Annotated in this window: 26 protein-coding genes and 1 tRNA gene; 13 read left to right on the top strand and 14 right to left on the bottom strand. The window is 59.4% G+C overall.

Annotated features, from left to right (window positions below; translation table 11 throughout):
• Positions 1-198 precede the first annotated feature (198 nt).
• From K7A42_RS16810 to K7A42_RS16795, 4 genes are all read right to left on the bottom strand, one after another.
• The gene (locus K7A42_RS16810) at positions 199-1,011 is read right to left on the bottom strand and encodes a class I SAM-dependent methyltransferase (protein ID WP_282455578.1); all 813 of its coding nucleotides are present in this window, start codon (positions 1,009-1,011) and stop codon (positions 199-201) included.
• 183 nt (positions 1,012-1,194) lie between these two features.
• Positions 1,195-1,271 (bottom strand) — tRNA-Arg (locus K7A42_RS16805).
• A gap of 217 nt (positions 1,272-1,488) precedes the next feature.
• On the bottom strand, positions 1,489-2,907 hold the full coding sequence (locus tag K7A42_RS16800) for an ATP-binding protein (RefSeq protein WP_006698926.1): 1,419 nt from the start codon (positions 2,905-2,907) through the stop codon (positions 1,489-1,491).
• A gap of 244 nt (positions 2,908-3,151) precedes the next feature.
• Positions 3,152-5,206: a methyl-accepting chemotaxis protein gene (locus tag K7A42_RS16795; RefSeq protein WP_112555943.1), complete on the bottom strand. Its 2,055-nt coding sequence runs from the start codon at positions 5,204-5,206 to the stop codon at positions 3,152-3,154.
• A gap of 351 nt (positions 5,207-5,557) precedes the next feature.
• Between K7A42_RS16795 and rpmH the strand changes: the two genes are divergently transcribed.
• The 4 genes from rpmH to yihA are packed head-to-tail and all read left to right on the top strand — an operon-like array spanning position 5,558 to position 8,566.
• The gene (gene rpmH / locus K7A42_RS16790; protein ID WP_003493611.1) at positions 5,558-5,695 is read left to right on the top strand and encodes a 50S ribosomal protein L34; all 138 of its coding nucleotides are present in this window, start codon (positions 5,558-5,560) and stop codon (positions 5,693-5,695) included.
• Positions 5,696-5,730: 35 nt separating this feature from the next.
• A complete protein-coding gene (gene rnpA, locus K7A42_RS16785) occupies positions 5,731-6,114 on the top strand; it encodes a ribonuclease P protein component (RefSeq protein ID WP_004439680.1) in 384 nt (127 codons plus the stop codon).
• Positions 6,114-7,916: a membrane protein insertase YidC gene (gene yidC, locus K7A42_RS16780; protein ID WP_004439678.1), complete on the top strand. Its 1,803-nt coding sequence runs from the start codon at positions 6,114-6,116 to the stop codon at positions 7,914-7,916. The genes rnpA and yidC overlap by 1 nt, the downstream gene beginning before the upstream one ends.
• A complete protein-coding gene (yihA, locus tag K7A42_RS16775; RefSeq protein WP_004439676.1) occupies positions 7,913-8,566 on the top strand; it encodes a ribosome biogenesis GTP-binding protein YihA/YsxC in 654 nt (217 codons plus the stop codon). The genes yidC and yihA overlap by 4 nt, the downstream gene beginning before the upstream one ends.
• A 12-nt stretch (positions 8,567-8,578) precedes the next feature.
• Here yihA and K7A42_RS16770 read toward each other — a convergent pair whose 3' ends face one another.
• Positions 8,579-8,956 (bottom strand): hypothetical protein, encoded by a 378-nt coding sequence (locus tag K7A42_RS16770; protein WP_045533198.1) that lies wholly within the window; start codon positions 8,954-8,956, stop codon positions 8,579-8,581.
• A 266-nt stretch (positions 8,957-9,222) separates the two neighbouring features.
• Here K7A42_RS16770 and argB point away from each other — a divergent pair, with 266 nt between their 5' ends.
• A complete protein-coding gene (gene argB, locus K7A42_RS16765; protein ID WP_004439672.1) occupies positions 9,223-10,107 on the top strand; it encodes an acetylglutamate kinase in 885 nt (294 codons plus the stop codon).
• Positions 10,108-10,153: 46 nt separating this feature from the next.
• Here the strand turns inward: argB and K7A42_RS16760 are convergent, their stop codons facing one another.
• Positions 10,154-11,071, bottom strand: a complete 918-nt coding sequence (locus tag K7A42_RS16760; RefSeq protein WP_006698923.1) for a DMT family transporter — start codon at positions 11,069-11,071, stop codon at positions 10,154-10,156.
• Positions 11,072-11,177: 106 nt separating this feature from the next.
• On the opposite strand from K7A42_RS16760, the gene K7A42_RS16755 reads away from it, so the two are divergent.
• Positions 11,178-11,891, top strand: a complete 714-nt coding sequence (locus tag K7A42_RS16755) for a pyrimidine 5'-nucleotidase (protein ID WP_004439667.1) — start codon at positions 11,178-11,180, stop codon at positions 11,889-11,891.
• A gap of 100 nt (positions 11,892-11,991) precedes the next feature.
• Positions 11,992-12,588, top strand: a complete 597-nt coding sequence (locus K7A42_RS16750) for an EF-hand domain-containing protein (RefSeq protein WP_045532928.1) — start codon at positions 11,992-11,994, stop codon at positions 12,586-12,588.
• A gap of 41 nt (positions 12,589-12,629) precedes the next feature.
• On the opposite strand, the gene K7A42_RS16745 is transcribed toward K7A42_RS16750, so the two are convergent.
• Positions 12,630-12,887 carry a DUF1150 family protein gene (locus tag K7A42_RS16745; RefSeq protein WP_003503706.1) on the bottom strand — a complete coding sequence of 86 codons (258 nt, stop codon included), beginning with the start codon at positions 12,885-12,887 and terminating at the stop codon, positions 12,630-12,632.
• A 56-nt stretch (positions 12,888-12,943) separates the two neighbouring features.
• Positions 12,944-13,369 (bottom strand): Hsp20 family protein, encoded by a 426-nt coding sequence (locus K7A42_RS16740; RefSeq protein ID WP_006698921.1) that lies wholly within the window; start codon positions 13,367-13,369, stop codon positions 12,944-12,946.
• A 203-nt stretch (positions 13,370-13,572) separates the two neighbouring features.
• Here K7A42_RS16740 and K7A42_RS16735 point away from each other — a divergent pair, with 203 nt between their 5' ends.
• The gene (locus tag K7A42_RS16735; protein ID WP_207588497.1) at positions 13,573-14,517 is read left to right on the top strand and encodes a nucleoside hydrolase; all 945 of its coding nucleotides are present in this window, start codon (positions 13,573-13,575) and stop codon (positions 14,515-14,517) included.
• 69 nt (positions 14,518-14,586) lie between these two features.
• Here K7A42_RS16735 and K7A42_RS16730 read toward each other — a convergent pair whose 3' ends face one another.
• Together K7A42_RS16730 and K7A42_RS16725 are read right to left on the bottom strand one after the other, a co-directional pair.
• Positions 14,587-16,920, bottom strand: a complete 2,334-nt coding sequence (locus K7A42_RS16730) for a methyl-accepting chemotaxis protein (protein WP_137068246.1) — start codon at positions 16,918-16,920, stop codon at positions 14,587-14,589.
• Positions 16,921-17,086: 166 nt separating this feature from the next.
• Positions 17,087-17,947 (bottom strand): TIGR00730 family Rossman fold protein, encoded by an 861-nt coding sequence (locus K7A42_RS16725; RefSeq protein ID WP_004439649.1) that lies wholly within the window; start codon positions 17,945-17,947, stop codon positions 17,087-17,089.
• Positions 17,948-18,090: 143 nt separating this feature from the next.
• Between K7A42_RS16725 and dapD the strand changes: the two genes are divergently transcribed.
• From dapD to K7A42_RS16710, 3 genes are read left to right on the top strand one after another with little or no spacing between them, the layout of a single operon-like run.
• Entirely contained in the window at positions 18,091-18,945 is an 855-nt protein-coding gene (gene dapD, locus K7A42_RS16720) for a 2,3,4,5-tetrahydropyridine-2,6-dicarboxylate N-succinyltransferase (protein WP_006698917.1), read from the top strand.
• Between the two features lie 15 nt (positions 18,946-18,960).
• Positions 18,961-20,157: a succinyl-diaminopimelate desuccinylase gene (gene dapE, locus K7A42_RS16715; RefSeq protein WP_004439645.1), complete on the top strand. Its 1,197-nt coding sequence runs from the start codon at positions 18,961-18,963 to the stop codon at positions 20,155-20,157.
• A complete protein-coding gene (locus tag K7A42_RS16710; protein ID WP_004439642.1) occupies positions 20,141-20,737 on the top strand; it encodes a hypothetical protein in 597 nt (198 codons plus the stop codon). Before dapE ends, K7A42_RS16710 begins: the two co-directional genes overlap by 17 nt.
• Positions 20,738-20,749: 12 nt before the next feature.
• Here the strand turns inward: K7A42_RS16710 and truA are convergent, their stop codons facing one another.
• The 3 genes from truA to def are packed head-to-tail and all read right to left on the bottom strand — an operon-like array spanning position 20,750 to position 23,043.
• Positions 20,750-21,550, bottom strand: coding sequence for a tRNA pseudouridine(38-40) synthase TruA (gene truA / locus K7A42_RS16705; RefSeq protein ID WP_282455577.1), 801 nt, complete (start codon positions 21,548-21,550; stop codon positions 20,750-20,752).
• A complete protein-coding gene (gene fmt, locus K7A42_RS16700; RefSeq protein ID WP_278067181.1) occupies positions 21,550-22,485 on the bottom strand; it encodes a methionyl-tRNA formyltransferase in 936 nt (311 codons plus the stop codon). Before fmt ends, truA begins: the two co-directional genes overlap by 1 nt.
• Before the next feature lie 45 nt (positions 22,486-22,530).
• Positions 22,531-23,043: a peptide deformylase gene (def, locus tag K7A42_RS16695; protein WP_004439632.1), complete on the bottom strand. Its 513-nt coding sequence runs from the start codon at positions 23,041-23,043 to the stop codon at positions 22,531-22,533.
• 149 nt (positions 23,044-23,192) lie between these two features.
• Here def and K7A42_RS16690 point away from each other — a divergent pair, with 149 nt between their 5' ends.
• The gene (locus K7A42_RS16690; protein WP_282455576.1) at positions 23,193-24,386 is read left to right on the top strand and encodes a DNA recombination protein RmuC; all 1,194 of its coding nucleotides are present in this window, start codon (positions 23,193-23,195) and stop codon (positions 24,384-24,386) included.
• A gap of 54 nt (positions 24,387-24,440) precedes the next feature.
• Positions 24,441-25,340 carry a ribokinase gene (locus tag K7A42_RS16685; protein ID WP_282455575.1) on the top strand — a complete coding sequence of 300 codons (900 nt, stop codon included), beginning with the start codon at positions 24,441-24,443 and terminating at the stop codon, positions 25,338-25,340.
• Positions 25,341-25,403: 63 nt separating this feature from the next.
• Here K7A42_RS16685 and trmB read toward each other — a convergent pair whose 3' ends face one another.
• The gene (gene trmB / locus K7A42_RS16680) at positions 25,404-26,102 is read right to left on the bottom strand and encodes a tRNA (guanosine(46)-N7)-methyltransferase TrmB (RefSeq protein ID WP_282455574.1); all 699 of its coding nucleotides are present in this window, start codon (positions 26,100-26,102) and stop codon (positions 25,404-25,406) included.
• Positions 26,103-26,200: the final 98 nt, after the last annotated feature.

Here is a 26,200-nt window from a genome sequence, read left to right as displayed (position 1 = left end):
CTGCGCTCCTTTTCTGAAGCGCATATGCTTATATTGTATGACAATATGACGAAGGTTTGAGGAAAGTTCGATGACACGCGAAAGCCCGGAAATCTCGGACAATCGGAAACCGCGATGAATGGGCCTTTACTCAAAACCACTAATATTGATGGTATTTCCGCGCTTGTCCGTGAACCGAAAATCGCTGGGGGCGCAGACTTATAAGGCGGCGAGAATCACATGCGCCTGAATTTTGCCGGTAACCTCACCGCTGCCATGGCGGGCTTGAATGGCTGCGGTGACGTAATCTGTCGCAGCATCCAGTGTTCCGGGGGCCCTTGCCTCGATTTCCGTGCGCAGAACCGTTCCCTGGCAATAAGCGACCGCCGGAACACGGGGCGAAGCGGCCCGACTTTGCGCCGTCACCGTTTCAATCGTCACCCGGGAAAACCCCGCATCCTCCAGTTCGCGACGGATCGCGGCCACATCATGATAACCATGCGGGGTGCGTGCCAGGAAGCGGGGTGGATCATCGGGAAACAGGCGCGCCAACGCGTTTGTCACTTCATCGGCGAAGTGGTTTTCCCCGATGCGATCCCAGACATTGAATAAATAATGCCCGCCGGGCTTCAGCACCCGCTTTGCCTCACGATAGGCCGACGGCCGATCACCGAAGAACATTGCGCCGAACTGACAGAAGACAAGATCAAAGACAGCGCTTGCAAAAGGCAGGAGCTGGGCATCGGCCTGTTGCCATTTTATGCGGTGATCCGGTGCCTGCTGCGACGCGGCAAAGTCGAGCATAGGCTGATTGAGATCGGTCACCACATAGCTGGCGGCAGGCAATAATCGGGACGTGAATTCGCGCGTGACGGCGCCGGTTCCTGCAGCGACCTCCAGAATATCAACCGGCATCAAGGCCGCCGCCCGCCGCGCCAGATCAGTGGCGAAAGGTGCGAAAATCAACGGCACCATATAGCGGTCGTAATTTTCCGGAATCGACCCCGCAAATACCTTATCCGCTTCCAACATGGCTTTCACCCCGAGCCATCTGACGATCGGATGATTTTAACATATATTCGGGATGTGTGGAATTCGTTCGGTCCTGCCGCGTGCCAGAGGGGCCGAGGAATCTGGCGGAACGGACTTGCTCATCCAAGCCGCATACAAGGCTAGAAATATCGCGTGTTTCAATGCTTGTTTTAAGAAAGGAAATGGCGCACCCGAAGAGATTCGAACTCCTGACCCCCAGATTCGTAGTCTGGTGCTCTATCCAGCTGAGCTACGGGTGCGTGCCGTTCCGGTCGTTCCCGGTGGCGTGGCGATCCTCTAAAACGTCCTCATTCCGATTGCAAGCGATTTTGCTTCGAAATTGTCATTTTTCCGCAGCAATTCAATTATCGCATTGAAAATAAACGACATTCCTAAACGTGCGTTTTCGAGAGCGCGTGAGCCGCATATCATCCAGCGGGTATGAAGGCTGCGCCGGACTATCCGGGTGGGGGTCTTTCAGGCGGTTCTGGCCGCCTGCACCGTGGTGGCGCGATCGGCGATTTCGATGCGGAACTGCGTGCCGGGGCCCGGCTTCTCGACAAGCGCGATGGTGCCGCCGTGGGCCAGCACCAGTTCGCGGGCGATGACCAGGCCGAGCCCGGTGCCGCCGGAACGGGCCGATCCCCTGAAGGCGGAAAACAGGTTCTCCTTGGCCTTCCGCGGCATACCCGGACCGTTATCGTCGATCACGATGCTGACGACGCTGCCGGCCCTCTGGCCCGAGATGGAAAGATACCTCGGCGCGGCATTGGCGGCATCGGATTGCAGGGCCTGGACGGCATTCCGACACAGATTGTGGATTACCCGGAAAAGCTGCTCCGAATCCGCATCCACCGTCAGCTCCGCGGGCACGCTGTCGCGGAATTCAATACCGCTGTCAGGCTCCAGCGCCAGGATATCGCGCACGTCCCGCACCAGAAGGCTCAACTGCACCATCTTGCGTTTCGGCGCACCTTCCGTCGCCTGGCCATAGGCCAGAACTTCGCCGGTATAGGCAACGGCACGGTCGATGGTACGCAGCAGTTTCGGCGCGAAGCTTCGCACCATCGGGTCCTTTGCATCCACCAGACGGTCAGACATCAACTGCGCGGATGAGAGGATGTTGCGCATGTCGTGGTTTATCTTCGAGACGGCGAGGCCGAGATCCACGAGGTTTTTCTGTTGCCGCAGCGTTTTCTGGAGTTCCGTCTGCATATCGGCGAGATGACGCCCGGCAACGGCCAGCTCGTCCGTTCCCTCCTCCGGCACGAAAATCCGCTCTGGGTTGCCAGGATCTTCCGAAAAATTCTGCATGCCGAGCGTCAGCCGGCGTATCGGCCGTATCATGATGCGGTTGATGGAGATGAAAATGAGGCCGGCGGTGATCAGCGACAGAACGATGGAAATGAGGAACACATTGCGGGCATAGGCCAGCATGGCAGCCCTGAGCTTGTTCTCGCCCAGCACCAGTTCGATGATGGTGTCGCTGTCGCCAACGACATCGAAAACGCGGATGACGCGGTTACCGCCGAACAGCAGGGTGGAAAAGGCATCGCGTACTGCGGCCACCTGCGACACATCGGAAAGATCATATTGCTCATCGACGCCGGGCGGGGTTTCCGCAGCCGCCAGCAGCCGCGACGTACCGTCCTTGCGCAGGGCTATCAGTTTTGCCCCTGTCGCCATCAGGGTATCGTTCTGCACACTTCGCGGCAATTCGGCCTGCAGTCCGTCAATCACCGCGCCGGCCGCGGCAGCCGTATTCAGACGATCCCGCAACCAGGACAGGCGCATATTGGCGACGGAAGGCACGAAGATGAGCACTTCCGCGATCATGACAAAAATGACCGTGAGCAACAGCAGCCGCCCGGAAAGACCGGCAGTCAATCCCGGCATGCCGTGCGCCGGATTGTCTTCCGTGCGGTCCAAGCTGTCTACGCCTTTAGAAAACACCGGGCCCTGATCCTGTATGCGCGCCGCCGCTTCGGTTGAACGGCTCGGTTTATATGCACCAACGATAATAGGACCTAACGGATTTTTTTCCAATGCGCTGCGACGCAAGGTTTTCATCGCAATAAAACAAACGCCGCCACAAGGCGGCGTCTGAAGCAAGAAGCGGCTTAGTTATCAGGTAACCCCGTCAGAATTCCTGCCAGTCCCCCTGCGCCGGCGCTACGGCTGGCTGAGCGCTGAGTGCCCGGCTGACGCTGTTCATCAATTTGCGCGCCGGAGAAGCCACCGCCGTCGTTCTGTCTGACACTGCAACGGGCCGCATGGGCTGCGCGGCGCGGGCCGGACGCGACACGGTCTCGGCGCGAAGGTTCCGCTGAACACCATCCGCGCCGACATTGAAGCGGGTCACCAGCGTGACAAGATGGTCCGCCTCGCTGCTGAGCTTATGGGTTGCGGCCGAGGTTTCCTCCACCATGGCGGCATTACGCTGTGTAACCTGATCCATCTGGTTAATGGCCGTATTCACCTCGTGCAGGCCTGTGGACTGTTCCTTCGCCGCGGTAGCTATGGAGTGGATATGCTCGTTGATCGCCAGGACGCGCGTTTCGATCTCACTCAAAGCGCTGCCGGTTCTCTGGACCAGCGATACCCCGCGCCCGACTTCCTCACCGGACTTGGTGATCAGCGCCTTGATGTCCTTGGCCGCCGTTGCCGAGCGCTGTGCGAGCTCGCGCACTTCCTGAGCGACGACTGCAAAACCCTTGCCTGCCTCGCCGGCCCTGGCCGCTTCCACGCCCGCATTCAGGGCAAGGAGATTGGTCTGGAAGGCGATTTCATCAATAACATTGATGATCTGGCTGATTTCCCGCGACGCATGCTCTATACGGTCCATCGCCGAAACGGCATCGCGTACGACATTGGCGGATTCTTCGGTCTTCTGCTTGGTTTCAGCCACCATGGCGCTGGCTTCCTGGGCGCGGTCGGTGGAATTTCGGACGACGGCAGTGATCTCGTCCAGAGCGGCGGATGTTTCCTCGAGCGCCGCGGCCTGCTGTTCCGTTCGCCTGGAAAGATCATCGGCGGCCGAGCGCAATTCGCCGGCATTACCGCTGATACCCTCCGTGCTGCTACGCACTTCGCGCATTGTTTCCCGCAGCTTGGCCAGCGTCTGGTTGACGTTCGACTGGAGTTCGGCGAACACGCCGCGGAACTCGCCATCCATCTTCTCCGTCAGATCGCCCCGCGCCAGACCTTCGATGACGCGGCTGGTCTCGGAGACACCATTGTCCACGCCGATGAGCAGGGCGTTGATCGTGGCTGCGAAACGGTTGAGGTTGTCGTCGCCATAATCCTTGTTGATACGGCGGCTGAAATCCCCCGCGGCGGCGGCATCGACGACAACGGCCATGCCGGCCTGCAGGTCGTCACTCTTGGCCCGCATGGCGGATTCCTGAGCGTTCATGCGGCGCACTTCGCGGCCATTGGTCTTGAAGACCTCGACGGCCGCGGCCATTTCGCCGATCTCGTCCTTGCGCCCAAGGTAGGGAACTGCCGCATCCAGATTTCCGTCGGCCACCTCGCTCATGACCTGGGATACCCGGCGGATCGGCGCACTCAGTTGACGCGTTCCGATATAGAGGCCGAAAGCAGCCCCCGCCCCCACGCCGGCGACAGTCACCGCGACAATTACCCAGAATATGGCAGTGCTGAAAGCGTCGACCCCCGCCTTGACGACTTCAAGCTCGGCAATGTCGTTTTTCACGATACTGTCGATCTCCGCCTGATAGGCCTTGCGATTGGCACGGTTTGCTTCGTTGTTGCCCTGCTGGCTCGCCGCCTGCGGCCCGCTTTCCTTAGCCAGCCGGACGGTCTCCAGGCGGAAAGTCCGGAATTCCTTCGAGCGGCCGGCAAGCTTGTCGAAACCAGCCTTCTGTTCCGCCGGCACGAGCGGTGCCCAGCTGGTAATGAGCTTGTCCATGGCGTCGAGGTTCTTGACCATGCCGTCGGCAAAGGGTGCGGCCGCAGCAATGTCCGCCGCTGCATAGATGCCACGCGCCTCCATGACGACTGCCGTTACCAGACGGTTGAGCGCCTCGCCCTTGTAAGCCCGTTCGGCCGCTTGCTCGAAATGGTGCGACCGAACCCAGAATTCGTTGATCGCATAGATGGACAGCCCGCCGATGGTACAGGCAACAAGGCTCATCAGCCCGACAAGTAGATTGATACGACCGCGAATTCTCAATTTCGTTCCCCCAACAAAAACCAGCTGCGCTATGAAAATGGGAAGCTGGCATAACTTTTCGCGTCACAAGATTTATCAATGCGGCCTTAAGAAAGAATTTCAGATTTTATCGATTGCGGATGGGAATCGGCCCTCATCGGCCGTAGACGAGAGAAATCGCGGTGCGTTTTCCGCAAAAGGTGAAGGGCGAAAACCCCTTCGGCAATTGACTTTGCTTGGCCTATGCCCTTATAAGCCGCGCACGCTCGGCCATTGAAAGCTCGCCCAGGCGGGTTTAGCCGTGCAAAAAACGAAACGCTCTTGCAAATAATTGCAAATTCAAGAAGGGCCGCACACCGCGGTATTAAATAAATGTCGAAGCGTACCTACCAACCGTCCAAGCTTGTTCGCAAGCGTCGTCATGGTTTCCGTGCCCGCATGGCTACTGCCGGCGGCCGCAAGGTTCTCGCAGCCCGCCGTGCGCGCGGCCGCGCTCGTCTGTCGGCTTAATTGCCGATCTGTGGCCCGATGAAAGTCGTGGGCACATGAGCGAGACTAAGAAAAGCCCCGGCCGGCTTAAAAACCGGTCGGAGTTTCTTGCCGTTCAGGCAGGTGAAAAACGGCGGGGAAGCACCTTTCTTCTGGAAGTGCTTGATCGGAAATCCCCGGAAACCGAGCCTCGCGTCGGTTTCACCGTAACAAAAAGACAAGGCAACGCGGTCGAGCGAAATCGCATGCGCCGCCGTCTGAAGGAAGCCGTCAGGCTTTCTGCCGGGGTCGCAATGAAGCCCGGTCATGACTATGTGATTGTCGCCCGCAGGGATGTGCTTGATACGGCCTTCCCGAAACTTCAGTCTCTCCTTGCCGAGCGCATTGAAGGAACGGCGAAACCGAAACGGTCCCAGGAGACCCGCTCCAGGAAAGAATGATGGAAAAGAACCGCAATTACTTCATCGCGATAGCCCTTTCGGTTGTCATCGTCCTCGCCTGGCAATTCCTTTACATGAATCCGCGTATCGAGCAGCAGCGCCGCGCCGAAGAGGCCCGCCAGGCGCAGCAGCAGACCACGCAGCAACAGCAGCCGGCGCCGGGCGCCGCACCAGGTGCTGCCGTTGAAGGCGCACCGCCCGCCTCCTCACCGCAGACTGCCGCAACGGCGACCCGCGAAGAGTCGATTGCAAGAACCCAGCGTGTGGCCATCGACACCAACGCCATCGCCGGCTCGATCAATCTCACCGGCGCCCGCTTCGACGACATCCGGCTCAAGGACTACCATGAGACCGTCGATGACTCGAGCCCGATCATCACGCTGTTCTCGCCCGCTGACACCAAGGACGGTTACTTCACCGAACTCGGTTACGTTGCAGCGCAGGAAGTCGGCGGCGTTCCCGGTCCGACCACCGTCTGGACGCTCGCAAGCGGCGACAAGCTGACGGAAAACACGCCCGTCACCCTCACCTACACCAATGCCAAGGGTGTGATTTTCTCCCGTACGGTTTCGATCGACGAGCATTACATGATCTCGGTCGCCGACAAGGTTGAGAACCCCGGCCAGGCGGCCATCTCCTTCGCCACCTATGGCCGCGTGACGCGTAACAACAAGCCCGCAGTTCCCCCGGTCTTCGTCATCCATGAAGGTTTTCTCGGCGTTTCGGGCAAAGATGGCAGCCTGACGGAAGAAAAGTACAAGGACGTCGAAGAAGCACCGGTAACGGTTGCAAAGGCGACCGGCGGCTGGCTCGGCATCACTGACAAGTATTGGGCTGCGGCCATCGTTCCGCCCCAGACGACGCCATTCGAAACCCGTTATTCGCACATCACCGGCAATCAGCCGAGCTATCAGGCAGATTTCAAGAGCGACCCGATGACGGTCGAGCCCGGCCAGTCAATCGAGCTGAAGAGCCTTGTTTTCGCCGGCGCCAAGGAAGTGCCGCTGGTTGACCGTTACGAGACGACCTACGCAATTCCGAAGTTCGACCTTCTGATCGACTGGGGCTGGTTCTACTTCATCACCAAGCCGATGTTCAAAATGATGGATTTCTTCTTCCGTTATTTTGGTAACTTCGGCGTAGCGATCCTGCTTACCACCATCGTCGTCAAGGCCCTCTTCTTCCCGCTCGCCAGCAAGCAATATGCTTCCATGGCGAACATGAAGCGCGTGCAGCCGAAGATGGAAGAGCTGAAGGCCAAGCATGGCGATGACCGCATGGCCATGCAGCAGGCGATGATGCAGCTCTACAAGGAAGAAAAGATCAATCCTGTTGCCGGCTGCTGGCCGATGCTGCTGCAGATTCCGGTCTTCTTCGCGCTCTACAAGGTCATCTACGTCACCATCGAAATGCGGCACGCGCCGTTCTTCGGCTGGATCCACGACCTTTCCGCGCCGGACCCGACATCGCTGTTCAACCTCTTCGGCCTTCTGCCTTACGATGTGCCGCACTTCCTGATGATCGGTGTCTGGCCGCTTGTCATGGGCATCACCATGTTCCTGCAGATGCGCATGAACCCGACGCCGCCCGATCCGACACAAGCGATGATCTTCAACTGGATGCCGCTGATCTTCACCTTCATGCTGGCCTCCTTCCCGGCCGGTCTGGTCATCTACTGGGCATGGAACAATACGCTCTCCATCACCCAGCAGGCGGTCATCATGAAGCGCCAGGGCGCCAAGATCGAGCTGTTCGATAACATCAAAGGGCTGTTCAAGCGAAAGCCGGTGCAATCGAAATGAGTGAAACCGGCGCGGCAACCGAAAAGCCACTATTCGGACGACCCTGGATTTTCATTCGCGGCGTCCCCGCGATGAAATTCCTGCCGCCTGAAGGGCCGCCGGAAATTGCCTTCGCCGGTCGTTCGAATGTCGGCAAGTCCTCGCTCATCAATGCGCTGGTGGGCCACAAAGGGCTTGCCCGCACCTCCAACACGCCGGGACGCACCCAGGAACTGAATTATTTCGTTCCCGATGGTTACTCCGGTGCAGAGGGCGATCTTCCGCCGATGGCGTTGGTCGACATGCCGGGTTATGGTTATGCGCAGGCCCCCAAGGATCAGGTCGATGCCTGGACGAAGCTCGTCTTCGATTACCTCCGCGGCCGTGCGACGCTGAAGCGCGTCTACGTGCTGATCGATTCCCGCCACGGCGTGAAAAAGAATGACGAGGAGGTTCTGACCCTCCTCGACAAGGCGGCTGTGTCCTACCAGATCGTGCTGACGAAGACGGACAAGATCAAGGATGCCGGCGTGCCGCGGCTGATTGGCGAAACGCTTGAGAAAATCCGCAAGCGCCCTGCCGCCTATCCGGAAGTTCTCGCCACATCCTCGGAAAAATCAGTCGGGCTGGATAACCTGCGGGCCGAGATCATCAGAACGATCTCTCTTTGAGAGGCGTGCCTCTCAGGCGACGGTGAAAAGCAGAACGGCGGTCCAGAGCATCGCCGTCAAAGCCAGAAGGCGCCAGAAGCGCACGGAATGCCATATCTCCGAGAGCATGGCTGCGAACATGCTGCCACTCCGCAACGGCTGGCTCCTGAATGGCAGACCGGATCGGCGGGGGTCCCGCTCCAGCAACGCAGCGACGGTCGCATTTTCGCGATATTCGGTTTCCGCCAGATTGTCACGCCAGCGCCTGACCATGGCCGCGAACTGCCTGTCGCGTTTTACGCGCTTGGCAAGCTCCGCCATGCTTTCCGGCGGCAGGGCACCCAGCACATATTCGCCGGCGAGCACTTCGTCCCGCAAACCGCTTTGCTTGTCTCGATCGGGTGCCGTCATGTGTTCAATCACTCCTCGGTCGTTCAGGTGCACCATTTCCACGGCGCGAGACATCTCCATCACCCTGAATTAACCCCTCCCCTTCATCAGCAAGGCTGGTCCCATTGGCCCTTTATGTCAATCTCATTACAGGGCCGGAACAGGCAAAAAAAAGAAATTTGACCGCGGCCGACACAATAAGGCAAGGAGGTTATTTCATCCGTCAAAGACTTGCTTTAGAGCGGTGACAGGCTTCAACGGCCGCAACCACAGACCGAGGTTTTTAGATGACGTCTTCCGAAAGCGAAACTCAGGCGCGGCTGCTCGCACAGGCTCTGCCTTTCATGCAGAAATACGAGAACAAGACCATCGTGGTGAAATATGGCGGCCACGCCATGGGCGATTCCACGCTTGGCAAGGCATTCGCGGAAGACATCGCCTTGTTGAAGCAGTCGGGAATCAACCCCATCGTCGTGCATGGCGGCGGCCCGCAGATCGGCGCCATGCTGAGCAAGATGGGCATTGAGTCAAAATTCGAGGGCGGCCTGCGCGTCACCGACGCCAAGACGGTCGAGATCGTTGAAATGGTTCTGGCCGGCTCGATCAACAAGGAAATCGTCGCCCTCATAAACCAGACGGGCGAATGGGCCATCGGCCTGTGCGGCAAGGATGGCAACATGGTCTTCGCCGAGAAGGCGAAAAAGACCGTGATCGACCCCGACAGCAACATCGAGCGCGTGCTCGACCTCGGCTTCGTCGGCGAAGTCGTGGAAGTCGACCGCACACTGCTCGACCTGCTCGCTAAATCGGAAATGATTCCGGTCATCGCACCGGTCGCCCCTGGCCGCGATGGCGCGACATACAACATCAATGCCGATACCTTCGCCGGCGCGATTGCGGGTGCACTTCACGCTTCGCGTCTGCTGTTCCTCACCGACGTTCCCGGCGTTCTCGACAAGAACAAGGAACTCATCAAGGAGCTCACCGTCTCGCAGGCACGCGCCCTCATCAAGGACGGCACGATTTCCGGCGGCATGATCCCGAAGGTCGAGACCTGCATCGACGCCATCAAGGCTGGTGTTCAGGGCGTAGTGATCCTCAACGGCAAGACGCCGCATTCCGTCCTTCTGGAAATCTTCACCGAAGGCGCCGGCACGCTCATCGTGCCCTGATGTGCTTCAGGGTGGCGGACGGCAAACCTGTCCGCCACATCAGGCATTAGCCGAATGCCAGAAGCGACAGCACACCGACCACAATCAGCAGACAGCCGGACAGTTCAAGCCGGTTGATCTTCTCCTTGAAGAAAAGCACCGTCGAGGCGAAGGCGAACAGCATCTCCACCTGCGCCAGTGCCTTCACCACGGCGGCCTGCTGCAGGGTCATTGCCGTGAACCAGCCGAACGAGGCCGTGGCACCCACGAAACCGACCGCAAGCGACGGTTTCCACACCCTGACGATGCGCCGCAGTTCTTCCCTCTCCCGCCAGATGATCCACAGGAACATCGATACCGTCTGCATGACGATGACGATGACGAGGGTGAAGCCCGCCTGCATCATCGCATCCGGGGCAGGCAGGCTTGGTGCTAACGCCAGCGATGCCGACCGATAGGCAACAGACGACAGTCCGAAGAACGCACCCGAGGCGAGGCCGATACCCGCCGTTCGGCTGAAGATCGAGGTCATGAAGGAAGCGGGCGTTACTTCCGTGCGCGCCACGGAAATCAGCATGACGCCGGCGACCGAAATCGCTATCGCCGCCAATGTACCGCCCGTGACGCTCTCGCCTATGAAAATGAGAGCAAACAGCGCCGCCTGTGCCGGCTCCGTGCGGGAGTAGGCCGTGCCGACAGCGAAATTGCGGAAAGAGAACAGGTGCACCAGAAGGAATGTGGCGGCGATCTGCGCCATGGCCCCGACCGTTGCCCACACGGCGAAGGCCATGTTCGGCACCGGCAGCGGACGGCCAAGCCCAAGATGCAGGAATGCAAGATAAGCGAGAGCGAAGGGCATGCCGAACACGAAGCGCACAAACGTTGCACCCGTGGTGCCCATCATGCCCTTGAGGTGTTTTTGCAAAGTCGAGCGCAGGTTCTGCAAAAACGCGCTTGCGAAAGTAATGCCTATCCAGAGTTCCATGGCTTTGGCGGTATCATGCGCGCGAGGCCGCAGCCAAGCCCGAATTTCTGATCAATCGTCCTCTTTTCGATTTTCTTCAGCATTCGAAACAGGCATAAAGCTGCCCATGGACACAAAGCCGAAAAACCTGCCAGACGCCGCCGATTTCGCCCATGTCAGCGAATGGGTCTTCGATCTCGACAACACGCTCTATCCGCATCACGTCAATCTGTTTTCCCAGATCGACCGCAACATGACGGCCTATGTGGCGGAGCTTCTGAAGCTCGACCCCGACGAAGCGCGCGCCTTGCAGAAGCGTTATTATCACGACCACGGCACGACGCTGCAGGGCCTGATGATCCATTACGGCATCAGCCCGGACGAGTTTCTGGAACGCGCCCATGCAATCGACTACTCGGCGCTGAAACCGCATCCGGAACTGGGTGAGGCCATCAAGGCTTTGCCGGGTCGGAAGTTCATCCTCACCAATGGCAGCGTCAAGCATGCGCAGGCTGCCGCCGGAGCGCTCGGCATTCTCGATCAGTTCGAGGATATTTTCGATATCGTCGCCGCGGGTTATTTGCCGAAACCTGCCAGCGCAACCTACGAGAAGTTTGCAGCACTTGCAAAACTCGATACGAAAAAGGCTGCGATGTTCGAGGATTTGCCGCGCAATCTCGCGGCCCCGAAAGCGCTGGGCATGAAGACAGTGCTACTCGTGCCGTCAAATCTTGAGGGCGTCATCATGGAACGATGGGAAATCCCTGATGTGACGGATGAGCATATCGACTACGTTACCGACGATCTGACTGGGTTCCTGACAAAAACCATCGCCCGCTGAGTAGCGAACATTACCGAAGCTTCATGCACCTTACGGATGTTTAAGTGGTGGGGCTTGCTGGACGTCACTATCTTTTCTTCAGGGACACCAAAGAAAGGTAATGACGATGACCACACGCAAAATCGCCCTGTCTGCTCTTGGCGCAGCCCTTGTGCTCAGCACGGCCGCAACGGCCAGTTTCGCCGCACCCGGTAAAGGCCATAAGGATCGCATGCCGATCCGCCAGGAGGCTGCCTTCGTTCACCTGCTGAAGGTGGCCGACACGAACAAGGATGGCAAGATTTCCAAGGAGGAATTCACCGCCCGTCAGGATGCCCTGTTCGCTGAGATCGACAAGGACAAGGACGGCTCGATCACGCCAAAGGAAATGCGCGAATATCGTCAGGCAAAGATGGAGGCCTTCCGGGCCGCTCACCCGCGCCCCGAGCGGGAAGAGGCCAAGGCGGATGAAGCCAAAGCGCCTGAGGGCAAGCGTGCCGAGCGTGACCATGGTGGTCGTTTCGGCCATCAGGGCTGGGGCAAGCACGGCGGTAAAGGTGGCGGCTTCGCGCTGATCCGCTGGGCCGATACTGACGAGAACGGCCAGGTCAGCAAGGCCGAATTCGCCGCCGCCGGAGAAAAGATGTTCGAACGGCTGGACAAGAACAAAGACGGCGTCATCTCCATCGACGACATGCCGGACCGGCCGTTCCTCTAAGCCAAAAAAGCAGAAAGCCCGCTCAACCGGCGGGCTTTTTCTTAATGCAGGCTGACGGTTTTAAGATCGTCTTCCGCCGCCTTGAAGAAGGTGCTCGAACGATTGTCTGTCAGGAGAATTGGCGTCCCGTCCGCGCCGAACAATGCCCAAAGGTCCAATTGCGGATCGAGATCGGGCGCCTCCGGGAAACAGCGGCTGACGTCTTCCGCTCGGATCTTGCGGATATATCCCACTTCTCCTTCGCCGATATGGGCGAGCTGGGATTGGGTGAGACGCGCATGCGCTTCTTTCAAAAGCATATTTCAGCCTCCTTCTTCACGCCGAGCGATTCATGTCCGATTCCGGCGTTCATGGTCTACTCTGAGACGGAAATATTAATTTTCTTTACCACGTTTGAAATTTCGGGCCGGACCAGATCGATGGAAAGAAGGCCGTTGCGCAGGCGCGCCTCCCTGACTTGCATGCCATCGGCAAGCACGAAGACCCGCTGGAACTGGCGTGCCGCGATGCCTCGATAGAGAAAATCGCGCTTCTCCTGTTCCTGCTGGCGTCCGCGAATGACGAGCTGATTATCAGCCGTCGTCACGTCGAGATCATCCTCGGAGAACCCCGCCACGGCAATGGTGATGCGCAGGCGTTCCGGTACGTCATCGCTGCCGGGCAGGCGCTCAATATTGTAGGGAGGATAGCCGTCATTGGCCTTCGCCATGCGCTCCAGCGTCTTTTCCATGGCATCGAAACCCAGCAAAAGCGGGTGGGTGAATGGCGTCATGCGGCTCATATCTGTTCTGTCCTTGCAACCAAGCGACGTTTAGCGGCCCCGCTTCCGGCAACCTCGCCGGTCAATCGCACCGGCCCCTGCAATATGGGAAGCCGAACCGCGATGCGCAAGTCAAAGCGACCGGTGAGCGGCGGCAGGAATGAGGCTTGACAAGTGAGCACCCGCGGCTCGAAAAAAGCGCTCATCTCAACGGCGGGCAAGACATGGCAGAACGCAGAAAAATCATTATCGACACCGATCCGGGACAGGACGACGCAGCCGCGATCATGCTGGCTTTCGGCAGCCCGGAAGACATCGAAATTCTGGGGTTGTGCGCAGTTGCCGGCAATGTTCCCCTGAAGCTGACAAGCCGTAACATTCGCATCATCTGCGAATTGTGCGGTCGCACCGACATTCCCGTTTACGAGGGCGCCGAAAAGCCGCTGGTGCGCAGGCCCATCACCGCCGAACATGTTCACGGCAGTACAGGTCTCAACGGCCCGGTTCTCGACGAACCGACCATGGAGGCACAAAAGCAGCACGCGGTCGACTTCATCATCGAGACGGTGATGCGGGAGCCTGAGGGCACCGTTACCCTCTGCACCCTCGGGGCCTTGACCAACGTGGCGCTAGCGCTCCTGAAGGCGCCGGAGATCGCCGATCGCGTCAAAGAACTGGTGATGATGGGCGGCGGCTTCTTCGAGGGCGGCAACATCACGCCCGCGGCGGAATTCAACATCTATGTGGATCCGCAGGCTGCCGACATCGTCTTCCGCTCCGGCATGCCCATCGTCATGATGCCGCTCGATGTCACGCATCAGTTGCTGACGACCAAGGCACGCGTCAATCGCATTCGGGAGATCGGCACGAGGCCGGCGATCGCCATGGCGGAAATGCTGGAATTCTTCGAGCGGTTCGACATCGAGAAGTACGGTTCGGATGGCGGTCCGCTGCATGACCCAAGCGTTATTGCCTATCTCATCAAGCCCGAACTGTTTGAGGGCCGCGAATGCAATGTCGAGATCGAGGTCCATTCCGAACTGACCATGGGCATGACCGTGGTGGACTGGTGGCGCGTGACGGATCGCCCCGCCAATGCCCGCGTGATGCGGAAGGTGGATGCGGATGGTTTCTTCGAGTTGCTGACGGAGCGTTTCGCGCGTCTTTGACAGACGCTGATGATAAAAAAGGCCGCTGGCGATACCAGCGGCCCTTTATATTTCAAACGGAAAACCGCATCAGAATTCCGTCCAGTCATCCTGAGCCAGCGCATTTGCGCCGCTGGTTCTAGGACGCGCGCGGGGCGCAGCTGGACGGGCGGACGTCGGGGCAGCAGCAGCGGGAGCGCGCATGGCCGCAGCGGCGGCACGCAATTGCTGGCTGGGCTGACCGCCGGAAACTACGAAACCGGCGACAAGCGATTTGAGCGTTTCGGCCTCGCTGTTGAGCGTCACGCTGGCCGCAGTGGTTTCCTCCACCATCGCCGCATTTTGCTGGGTGACCTGATCCATCTGCGTAACGGCGGAATTGATTTCCTTCAGGCCCACCGCCTGCTCACTGGCTGAGGCCGAAATCTGCCGTATAAGCTGGTTGATCTGCAGAACCTGATCGGCGATCTTTTTCATCGTGTCGCCGGCCTTGCCGACCAGCTGAACACCCTCGCCCACCTGCGTGGCCGAGGTATTGATCAGACCCTTGATCTCCTTGGCAGCAGTTGCAGAGCGCTGCGCGAGTTCGCGCACTTCCTGTGCGACAACGGCAAAGCCCTTGCCGGCATCACCCGCGCGGGCCGCTTCCACCCCGGCATTCAGCGCCAGAAGATTGGTCTGGAAGGCGATCTCGTCGATGACGCCGATGATGCGAGAGATTTCCGCCGAAGATTGCGCAATGCCCTGCATGGAGTTCACGGCCTGCTGCACGACCTCGCCAGACTTGCCGGCGTCTTCACAGGCATGGCTGACGGCACCGGCCGCCTCTGCGGCGTTTTCGGCGCTGGAATTGACCTGGGCGGTCAGCTCGTTAAGCGCAGCGGCAGTTTCTTCAAGGCTGGCGGCCTGCTGTTCCGTGCGATGCGAGAGATCGCTGGCGGCGCGGGTGATCTCACCGGTGCCATTGCCGATGCTGACGACGGTTGCGTTGACGGTTGAAACCGTTTCCTCGAGGCTGGCAAGCGCCGAGTTGAAGTCCTCGCGCAGCTTTGCATACTCACCCGGGAACTCGTCCTGAATGCGGTAGGTCAGATTGCCCTGCGACAGGGCATTCAGGCCGGAACCGAGAACGCTGACAATGTGCTGCTGCATACGGCTGTTTTCATTGCGCTCGAATTCAGAGCGCTGGCGCTCCGTCTCGGCGTGACCACGCTGGGCGTCGGCTTCGGCCTCCATCTCACGGATGCCGGCAAGCTTGGCGCGGAAACCTTCAAGCGCTGTCGCAACCGAACCGGTCTCATCCTGCCGGTCTTGACCGGAGACGGGGACATCGTAGCGACCGTCGCTCAGCGTCCTGACGTCGGTAACCAGCGATGCAAGCGGGTTGCGAACGAAATAACGGACTGCAAAATAAAGCGCTGCAATGACGGCGGCAAGAATGACGATCGCACCGATGATCATCAGATAGGTCTGCTCCTGAACCGGAGCGTTCAAAGCCTGATGGGGAATATCAACAAGGACGACCCAGGTTGCGTTGAGCCCTGGAACGGCGAAGGGATAAACGAGACGGTTATACGGCGCGTCGGTATCAAGGCCGAGGTCTTCGATGAGGCCCTGCTTGCCCGAAGCGATCGCGGTCTGGACAGTGGCTGCGCCCTCTCCGTCATAGGCTTTCATGTTCTGCTCGCGCGTCGGCGGCACCAGCCACTGGCCACCCTGGGAGACGAGCGTCACACGGCCGGTCTCGAAAGGATGCAGAGCCTGCAGTTTCTGGGTGAGAGACGCGAGCGAAATATCGACACCCGCCACGCCGATCATCTTGCCATCCGACATGACGGGATAGGCAAGCGAGGTCATGGTGGTCGGCACTTCCGTGCCTTCGGCGAGATAAGGTTGGGTAATCGCTCCCTTGCCGGTCTTGGCGGCCAGCGCATACCACTCCGCTGCGTAATCGTTCTTGAAGGTCGAGAACTGGATATCGCCCTTCTGGGTCTTGGACCAGTAAGGTGCGAAGGCGCCGGTCGCGTTGGTGCCGAGATCGAGCCTGTTGGCGATCTCTGTCGTCTGACCATCGAAAAGACCGAGCTGTTCGCAGAACCAGCTGCCGAATGCAAAAGTATTCTGCTCGACATTGGCCTTGAGGATGTTGACGATGCCAGGGCGATCCATCGACTTCGCCTGATGCGCCCGACCGATGACGCCAGCCATCGAGCGGGCAGCGCTGCCGAGTTCACCGACATCGGCGGCGATGACGTTGGCGATGGCGCGGGCTTCCGTATTGGCCTGATCCATGGTCAACGCGTGCACGCGCTCACTGGTCTGGGAGATGAGGAAAGAATTGGATGCAACGAGAACCGTGGTGATGGCACAGCCGGTTACGAGGATCAGCTTGGTCGCAAGCGACTTCACTTTGAGATTGAACATTTAGGCCCCAATGGAAATCGTCAACCCGAAGGAGCTGACGTCAACGGATGACAATCTCCGTCATGGAGGCCCGTCCGCATGGGACAGTGCGCTGCAGCGCGACAGGGCGAAGTTAGAATATGATTGCTAATTAAGCCCTAATAATACTTCGCCGCGCCGTGCATCTTCAGTGTTCGTAGTAGTCGGAGATGATCTTCCAGGCATCGTCCGCCGTTTCGGCAAAGTGCAGGAGATTCATATCCTCGGGAGCGATGGTGCCGAAATCCGCCAAAAACTCAAAATTGACGACGGATCGCCAAAACTTTTCTCCAAAAAGAATAAGAGGGATCGGGGCCATGCGCTTGGTCTGGATCAGCGTCAAGGCTTCAAAAAGCTCATCCAGCGTGCCAAAACCACCGGGGAAAACCACCACGGCCTTTGCCCGCATCAGGAAGTGCATTTTCCGGATCGCGAAGTAGTGGAAATTGAAGCTCAGTTCCGGCGTTACATAAGGGTTGGGCGCCTGCTCGTGCGGCAGGACGATATTGAGGCCGATGGAAGGGCCGCCGGCATCCATGGCGCCCCGGTTACCCGCCTCCATGACGCCGGGACCGCCGCCGGTGACCACCACATATTCCAGGTGACCGGATTTCGCGCCGTAGTCGGTGCAAAGGCGGGCGAACTTGCGCGCTTCGTCGTAATAAACCGAGGACTGCTCGAGATTGCGCTTCTGCGTTTCATTGCGCGCGGCCCAGGCCTCTCCTCCCGGTTCGGGAATGCGGGCGCCGCCAAACATGACGACGGTGGAATTGATCCCGCGTTCGGTGAGCGCCATTTCCGTCTTCAGAAGTTCCAACTGCAGCCTGACGGGTCGCAATTCCTCGCGGCAGAGAAAGTCCGTATCCACATAGGCCAGCCGGTAGGACGGGGAGTCCGACTGCGGCGTCTTGACAACGACCTCGGCCTGCTGCTTGTCCACAGCGCTGCGCTTCAACGGGTCCCATACCCCGTCCTTGCGCCGCAATTTGCCGTTTTTCAGTCGTGTCATTTCCATGCCTTTCATCTGCGGCGCCAAATCACCCAAATCGCATTGACGCCTTTCCAACACTCCCTTAGATCAAATGGCCAAAGCCTTCCAGCGGCACGGAACCCGCCGTGACCACGAACACACGCGACTTTAAGGAATTTTCCATGAGCCTCACGGATCTCTCTTCCCTCGAAACGATCATCGAAACCGCCTTCGACAACCGCGACAGCGTGAATGTATCGACGAAGGGCGAGGTTCGCGACGCCGTGGACACATCTCTTCAACTTCTCGACAGCGGCGAGGCACGCGTTGCTGAAAAGCAGGCGGATGGAAACTGGAAGGTGAACCAGTGGCTGAAAAAGGCCGTGCTTCTCTCCTTCCGTCTCAATGACATGGAAATCGTGACCGGTGGTCCGGGCGAAGCCACCTGGTGGGACAAGGTTCCGTCGAAGTTTGAAAACTGGGGTGAAAACCAGTTCCGCGCCGCCGGTTTCCGCGCGGTGCCAAACGCCGTCGTGCGCCGCTCGGCTTACGTGGCCAAGAACGTCGTGCTGATGCCTTCCTTCGTCAATCTCGGCGCCTATGTCGATGAAGGCACGATGGTCGATACCTGGGCAACGGTCGGCTCCTGCGCGCAGATCGGCAAGAACGTGCATCTCTCCGGCGGCGTCGGTATCGGCGGCGTTCTGGAGCCGCTGCAGGCAGGGCCCACCATCATCGAAGACAATTGCTTCATCGGCGCGCGTTCGGAAGTCGTGGAAGGCTGCATCGTGCGCGAGGGTGCTGTTCTCGGCATGGGCGTCTTCATCGGCAAATCGACCAAGATCGTTGATCGCGCCACCGGCGAGATCACCTATGGCGAAGTCCCGCCCTATTCCGTCGTCGTTGCCGGCACCATGCCGGGCAAACCGTTCCCGAATGGCGAGCCGGGCCCCAGCCTCTATTGCGCCGTGATCGTCAAGCGCGTCGATGAAAAGACCCGCTCCAAGACCGGCATCAACGAGCTTCTGCGCGACTGATATAAAGCTGATACCATGACCACGACCGATCCCGTTGCCAATCTCGCCGCCCTCATCCGTTGCCCTTCGGTGACGCCTGCGGAAGGCGGCGCGCTTACTCTGCTCGACAACCTGCTTTCGCCGCTCGGTTTTGTGGTGGAAAAAATGGTGGCGAGCGAGGCGGGAACACCCGATGTAGAGAACCTCTATGCCCGTCTCGGCAACGAGGGGCCACATCTGATGTTTGCGGGCCATACGGATGTGGTTCCCGTTGGGGATGAGGCCGCGTGGAGTCACCCGCCTTTTGCCGCAGAGATTGCCGGTGGCGAAATGTTCGGTCGCGGTGCGGTGGACATGAAGGGCGGTATTGCCTGTTTTGTTGCCGCCATTGCCCGCCATATTGAAAAACACGGCAAGCCGCAGGGCTCCGTCTCCTTCCTGATCACCGGTGACGAGGAAGGCCCATCAATCAACGGCACTTCCAAGCTGCTGGAATGGGCTGCTGCAAAGGGCGAGACGTGGGACGCCTGTGTCGTCGGGGAACCGACCAATCCCGACCAGCTGGGCGACATGATCAAGATCGGCCGCCGGGGATCGCTCTCCGGTCGCATCACGGTCCATGGCGTGCAAGGCCACGCCGCCTATCCGCATCTCGCCGACAACCCAATTCGCGGTCTGCTGCAGTTGACGCATGCGCTGATGCATCCGCCCTTTGATCACGGCACGGATAATTTCCAGCCTTCCAATCTCGAAGTAACTACCGTCGACACCGGCAACGCCGCCACCAATGTGATCCCGGCGCGGGCGACCGCCTCCTTCAACATCCGTTTCAACGACACATGGACAGCGGAGAGCCTTCGGGCGGAAATCATCCGCCGCCTCGATGCCGCTGCGGCAGACGGCGAGCTTCGCCCCGACCGCACACCGGTAAAGTACGAGATCGTCTGGGCGGACCGACCGGCCCATGTCTTTTTGACCCGGAACAATGCGCTCATCTCATCGCTCTCAGGCGCGGTCGAAGCCGTCACCGGCAAGGAGCCAAAGCTTTCGACCACCGGCGGCACGTCGGATGCGCGCTTCATCAAGGACTATTGCCCTGTCGTGGAGTTCGGCCTTGTCGGGCAGACCATGCACATGGTCGATGAGCGGGTAGCCATTGCCGATCTTGAGACGCTGACGCGCATTTACGAAACCTTTATCGAGCGCTGGTTCGCCCATGCCGACGGCAAGTGAAGTCAGGCTCTATCTGACGGGCCTGTGGCTGTTGCTGCTCGGCGACCATAATGGCGCACGTTATCTGGACCTGACCGAACGCGGCATGTGGCGGTCCTTCTATTCCGTCCTTTGGTGCCTGCCCGCCATGCTGGTTTCCTGGCTGTGGCTGCGGGCAGCGTTTCTCGCCAGCTACCCGCCGGGAACAGGAACGGGGTTCATCTTCTTCTTTCGCCTGGCGATGGTGGAGGCCATTTGCTGGATCGTGCCGCTGCTTTTGATCGGCATGTTGCTCTTTGCCTTTGGCGCACGTGAAAAATTCACGCCTCTCGTCACCACCATGAACTGGCTGTCGCTGCCCTTCTCATACGCCTACGCCGTTCTGATCCTGATTGCGTTCTTCCTGCCACCGTTGCAGGGGCTGATCGCGATTTTGTGGCTGGCGCTGCTTCTGTCGCTGGTCTTTGCCTTTTCACGGATCGTGCGGTTTTTTATCCGCGACCAGTCGCTGCTCGTCTCCGCCATCGTCATGACGCTACTGGTGCCCGGCATGCTTCTGTCGGAAGCGTTGCAGCGCTTTCTCGGTGTCTATCCGGCCTGAGAGAATTAGACGTCAATCCGCATCCTGCATCACCTCGGCTTCGGGGTGGCGGCGCGGCGGAATGACGTCGGGATAATCGACCTGCATGAAATAAAGACCGTCCGGTGGTGCGACCGGGCCACAGGCTTTTCGATCGCGTGCCTCCAGTGCGGCACGCACGTCCTCTGGCGTCATCGTGCCCTCGCCTGCCAGTTTCAGCGTGCCGGCGAAAGAGCGGATCTGGTTATGAAGGAAGCTCTGCGCCGTCGCGCGTATCTCGATGAGATCGCCATCGCGCGTCACATCCAGCCGGTCGAGCGTGCGCACGGGGCTGTTCGCCTGGCAGTGCACGGAGCGGAAGGTGGTGAAATCATGCCGGCCGACGAGCATCTGGGCGGCTTCATGCATGCGCTCGTGATCGAGGTCCTTCGACACCCACCAAGCCCGCTTGTGCTCCAGCGCCAGCCGGGCTTTGCGGCAGATGATGCGGTAGAGATAGTGCCGACGAAGGGCGGAAAAACGGGCGTCGAAATCCTCAGTCACGGAGGCGGCATCGAGCACGGCCACCGCTTCACCCGCCATGGCGAGATGCGCATTCATGGCATTGCGTAGCTTGTAGGGCTCCCAGTCTCGCGAGAGATCGACATGGACAACCTGCCCAACGGCATGCACGCCGGAATCGGTGCGGCCGGCGCCGCGAATGGAAACGCTCTCGCCGGTCAGCGACCGAACCGCAGCCTCTAGCGCACCCTGAACCGAGGGGCCGTTTTCCTGTCTCTGCCAGCCATAATAGGGCGTACCGTCATATTCGACGGTCATGCGGAAGCGTGGCATCAGCCGAGCCTCGTAGTGGCCGGAACCGGGGTACCGCGCACGAAATCGGCCGCCGACATCGGCTTGCCACCCGCCTTCTGCAAACGGGTAAGCCGCACGGCGCCGCTGCCGCAGGCAATGGTGAGAACATCATCCAGTGCGCTGCCTGCCTCACCCATTCCGCTGGCGAGCTCGGACGCCAGTACCTTGACGCGCTCGGGCTTGCCGCCGATCTCCATCTCCAGCCATGCGCCGGGAAACGGCGAAAGGCCGCGAATATGATTATGCACATCCTGCGCCGGCCTTGAAAAATCGATACGGGTTTCACCCTTGTCGATCTTTGCGGCGTAGAGCACACCCTCTTCCGCCTGTGTGACGAGGGGCAGGTCATCTGCTTCCAGCTTGTCCATCGCCTGACGCATCAACCGAGCGCCTGTCAGCATCAGGCTGTCATGCAGCTCGCCGGCCGTCATGTTCTCGCCGATCGTGACCTTTGCCGTAAGTGCAACAGGGCCGGTATCCAGACCCTTTTCCATTTTCATGACCATCATGCCGGTTTCGGTGTCACCCGCCATGATCGCCCGCTGGATGGGAGCCGCGCCGCGCCAGCGCGGCAGCAGCGAAGCGTGACCATTATAACAGCCAAGCCGTGTGCCGGAGAGAATGGCCTCTGGCAAAAGCAGCCCATAAGCCACGACAACAGCCACATCGGCATTGAAATCCCGAAACTGCTGGCGATCTTCCTCCGCCTTGAAATTCAAGGGTGTAAGTACCTGTAAACCCAGCAGTTCCGCAGCCTGATGCACCGGCGATTTCTGCAGATCAAGGCCGCGACGGCCGCCTGGACGCGGTGGCTGGGTATAGACGGCAGCAATCTCGTGGCCCGCTTCCACCAGTGCACGCAACGTCGGAACGGAAAAATCCGGCGTGCCCATGAATATGATGCGAAGAGCCATGATTGCCCCCTGCCCTGTCTTCCGCTCCGTCAGCTGTGCGACGGATCAGACTTTTGCGCGGGCTGCTTTCGTGAATTTCTTGATGACCATGTCCCGCTTCAACCGCGAGATATGGTCGATGAACAGAACACCATTCAGGTGATCGATCTCATGCTGAAGGCAGGTTGCCAGCAGACCATCCGCCTCGACCGTCTGCTGCTTGCCGTCGCGACCGACATATTGCACCGTGAGCGACGCAGGGCGCTCCACCTCGGCATAATAATCGGGAATCGAGAGACAGCCTTCCTCATAGGTGGAAATGTCATCGGAAACCTTGAGGATTTCCGGATTGATGAAGACGATCGGGGTCTTTTCTTCGCCTTCACGCGCAACATCGATCACCAGCAACCGGCGCGGCACACCGATCTGGATTGCGGCAAGGCCGATGCCGGGGGCATCATACATCGTTTCCAGCATGTCGTCCGCCAAACGCAGCACCTCGGCATCCACCTTTTCGATGGGCTTCGATTGCTGGCGCAGCACGGGATCGGGCAAAATGATAAGCGGTTTGATGGTCATGGCTTCCCATAACGTATCTCTCGCGCGGAGGAAATAAAAAACACGACGATGAAAACGGCTCGCGGCATCCGTTCTGCCGGACTCATTTCCGCCGCAGGAACGTTCTTGTTTTGATCTTCCGAATCAATCGAAATCTGCTAGATTTAGTCATGAACATAGACTTCTCCGTTCTCCTTCAACCCGCGCTGCGGGCCGGCCCAGTCGATATCAGCTTCGGCGCGCTTCTCGCTGCCGCGATTTTCGGCCTTGTCGTTACATGGCTTGTGACGGCGAACCGGTCGAAGAAAGCTGGGGCCGATGGCGAGATCTCCGACCTGCTCAAAACCCAGTCCGAACTGCATGGCCGGATCGCGGCCATGGCGGAAACGCTCGGCACGCGTCAGACGGAGATGAGCCAGACGCTGAATCAGCGTCTTGATGGCATGTCGCAGCGGCTGGGCGAAACGCTGACCGAGCAGACCCGGTCTACCCATGAAAATCTGAGCCGCCTTCAGGAGCGCCTGGCGGTCATCGATGCCGCACAGGGCAATATTCAGGATCTGGCCAAGGACGTGGTCGGGCTTCAGGCGATACTTTCCAACAAGCAGACACGCGGCGCCTTCGGACAGGCGCGCATGGAGACGCTGATCGCCGACGCCCTGCCGCCGGGTTCCTTCCAGCTGCAGCCGACACTTTCGAACGGTTACCGGCCGGACTGCACCATCAAGATGCCGAACAATGCGCCGCCGCTCGTCATCGATGCCAAGTTTCCGCTGGAAGCCTGGAACGCCATCAAGGCGGACGAGACGCCGGAAACCAAACGTGCCGCCGTGCAGCAGTTCCGCCGGGACATGGAGGTGCATATTCGCGATGTCGCCGAGAAATATCTCATTCGCGGCGAGACACAGGATACCGCCTTCATCTTCGTGCCGTCGGAATCGATTTTCGCCGATATCCACCAGCATTTCGAATATCTGGTGCAGCGCGCCCACCGCGCCCGGGTGGTCATCGTTTCGCCATCGCTGCTGATGCTGTCGGTGCAGGTCATCCAGTCCGTGCTCAAAGACCAGCGCATGCGCGAACAGGCGCATCTCATTCAGGGTGAGGTGGCGCTGCTCATGGACGATGTGCGGCGGCTGGACGATCGGACGCGCAAGCTGCAGGCCCATTTCGGCCTGGCGCAGAAGGACGTCGACATGATGCTCATCTCCTCCGACAAGGTACTGGCGCGCGGACAGAAAATCGAGGGCCTCGATTTCTCACCAACGGAAAAGGACGCGCCGCACGGAGAAATCGAGCAGGCCCGGCGCTTTGCCGAAAACCGAGCCGGTGCGGCCAAATTGCGGGTAGTTGACGACGAGTGATCGTCTCGGGCAAAGTCGCCGCCTTGCTTAAATTTCATACGGACCCAGCGCCCCATGATTACTGTTTTCGGCTCCATCAACATGGACCTCGTCGCGACCGCCAAACGTCTGCCCAAGCCCGGTGAAACCGTGACCGGCGACACATTCTCCACGGCCGCCGGCGGCAAGGGCGCCAATCAGGCGCTGGCCGCACGGCGTGCGGGCGCCACGGTCAAGATGGCGGGCGCTGCGGGTGATGACACCTTTGCCGCACCAGCGCTGACCTTGCTACGCGACGCGGGAACCGATCTGTCATTGGTCAAAACCGCGCCCGGCCCGACTGGAACGGCGGTTATCCTGATCGGTGAAGGCGGAGAGAACATGATCTCGGTCATTCCCGCTGCGAATGGTGAGGTCTCGGCATCCGACGCGGCAAAGACCATATCCGAAATGGCTGCAAGCGATATTCTCATGCTGCAGTTCGAGATACCGGCACCCGCCATCGAAGCTGCACTGACGGCCGCAAAGGCGAAACGCGTCACCACCGTCATTAACACAGCACCGCTGACCGCGGACGGACCGCGTCTCGCCGGCCTTGCCGATATCGTCATCGCCAATGAAACCGAGTTCGAGCTGCTGATCGGCAAGAATGGCCTCTCCAGCGACGAGCGGGAAAATGAACTCAAGGCCCTTCACGAGAGGACCGGCCAGACTTTGATCGTCACGCTTGGTGCGGATGGCGTGATCGCCATTCGTAATGGCAAGCTCTACAGGGCTTCCGGCCTGAAGATCGAGCCGGTCGATACGGTTGGTGCGGGCGATACCTTCTGCGGATATCTCGCCGCGAGCCTCGATCAGGGAATGGATTTCGAAAGGGCTCTGAAGCGCGCCGCGGTTGCGGGCTCGCTCGCCTGCACGCGTGCCGGCGCGCAGCCTTCCATTCCGCAGGCAGCGGAAGTTGACGCGGCCCTTTAAGGGGTCTTGCCTTTAGCGCATTTTCCAGACGTGAAACCGCTGCGCACTTTTACTGGAAATGCTTTAGCGACGGATGAAGGTGAGATAGGCCGAGCTGCGGCCTTCTCTTTTCGCCTTGTTCTCGTAACGCGTGCCCGGCCAGTTGGCATAGGGCGTGCGCCAGTCATCAGCGCTTGTCGCCGTCCATTCAAAGCCGCCGTGCCGGGCGCAATGCTGCAGCGTCCAGTTGACGTAAGTGTCAATGTCAGACGCAAAGCAGAACCTGCCGCCGGGTTTCAACACACGATGGAAACGGGCGAGATTGACGTCTGACACGAAACGCCGCTTCCAGTGCTTCTTCTTCGGCCAGGGATCGGGATAAAGCAGATCGATGTGATCGATCGATCCTTCAGGCAGCCAGTCGAGTAACTGCGTCGCATCATCGTCGTAAAGGCGGATATTCATCAGTTCACGTTCGCGAACCGTGGCAAGCAGTTTGGCCATGGAATTGACGAAGGGTTCGACACCGATGAAACCCGTCTCGGGATTTTCGACCGCGCGGTGGGCGAGATGTTCGCCACCGCCGAAACCGATCTCCAGACGGATCGATCGCACATCTGCCGGAAAGAGCGCGGCGAGATTTTGCGGGGGCGCGCTTTCCAGATCGATTTTCAGCAAAGGCAGCAGATTTTCGATCGTATCGACCTGCTGATTGCGCAGGGGCTTGCCCTTGCGCCTGCCAAAAAACGCTTCCGTCGCGCGCGAACGCCGTTCTTCCGTCATCTCATACTCTCAAGACCAAATAGACTTAACCCGCACAGCACCCCGTGAGGCACTGTGCGGGTTACAAAACTCGGTGACGGTATCTCTCAATCGCCGCC

It is taken from the genome of Agrobacterium sp. InxBP2 (assembly GCF_026191755.1).
Taxonomy (GTDB): Bacteria; Pseudomonadota; Alphaproteobacteria; order Rhizobiales; family Rhizobiaceae; genus Agrobacterium; species Agrobacterium pusense.
Note: the sequence above shows the minus strand (reverse complement) of the source record. Positions and strands in the feature narration are given on the sequence as shown.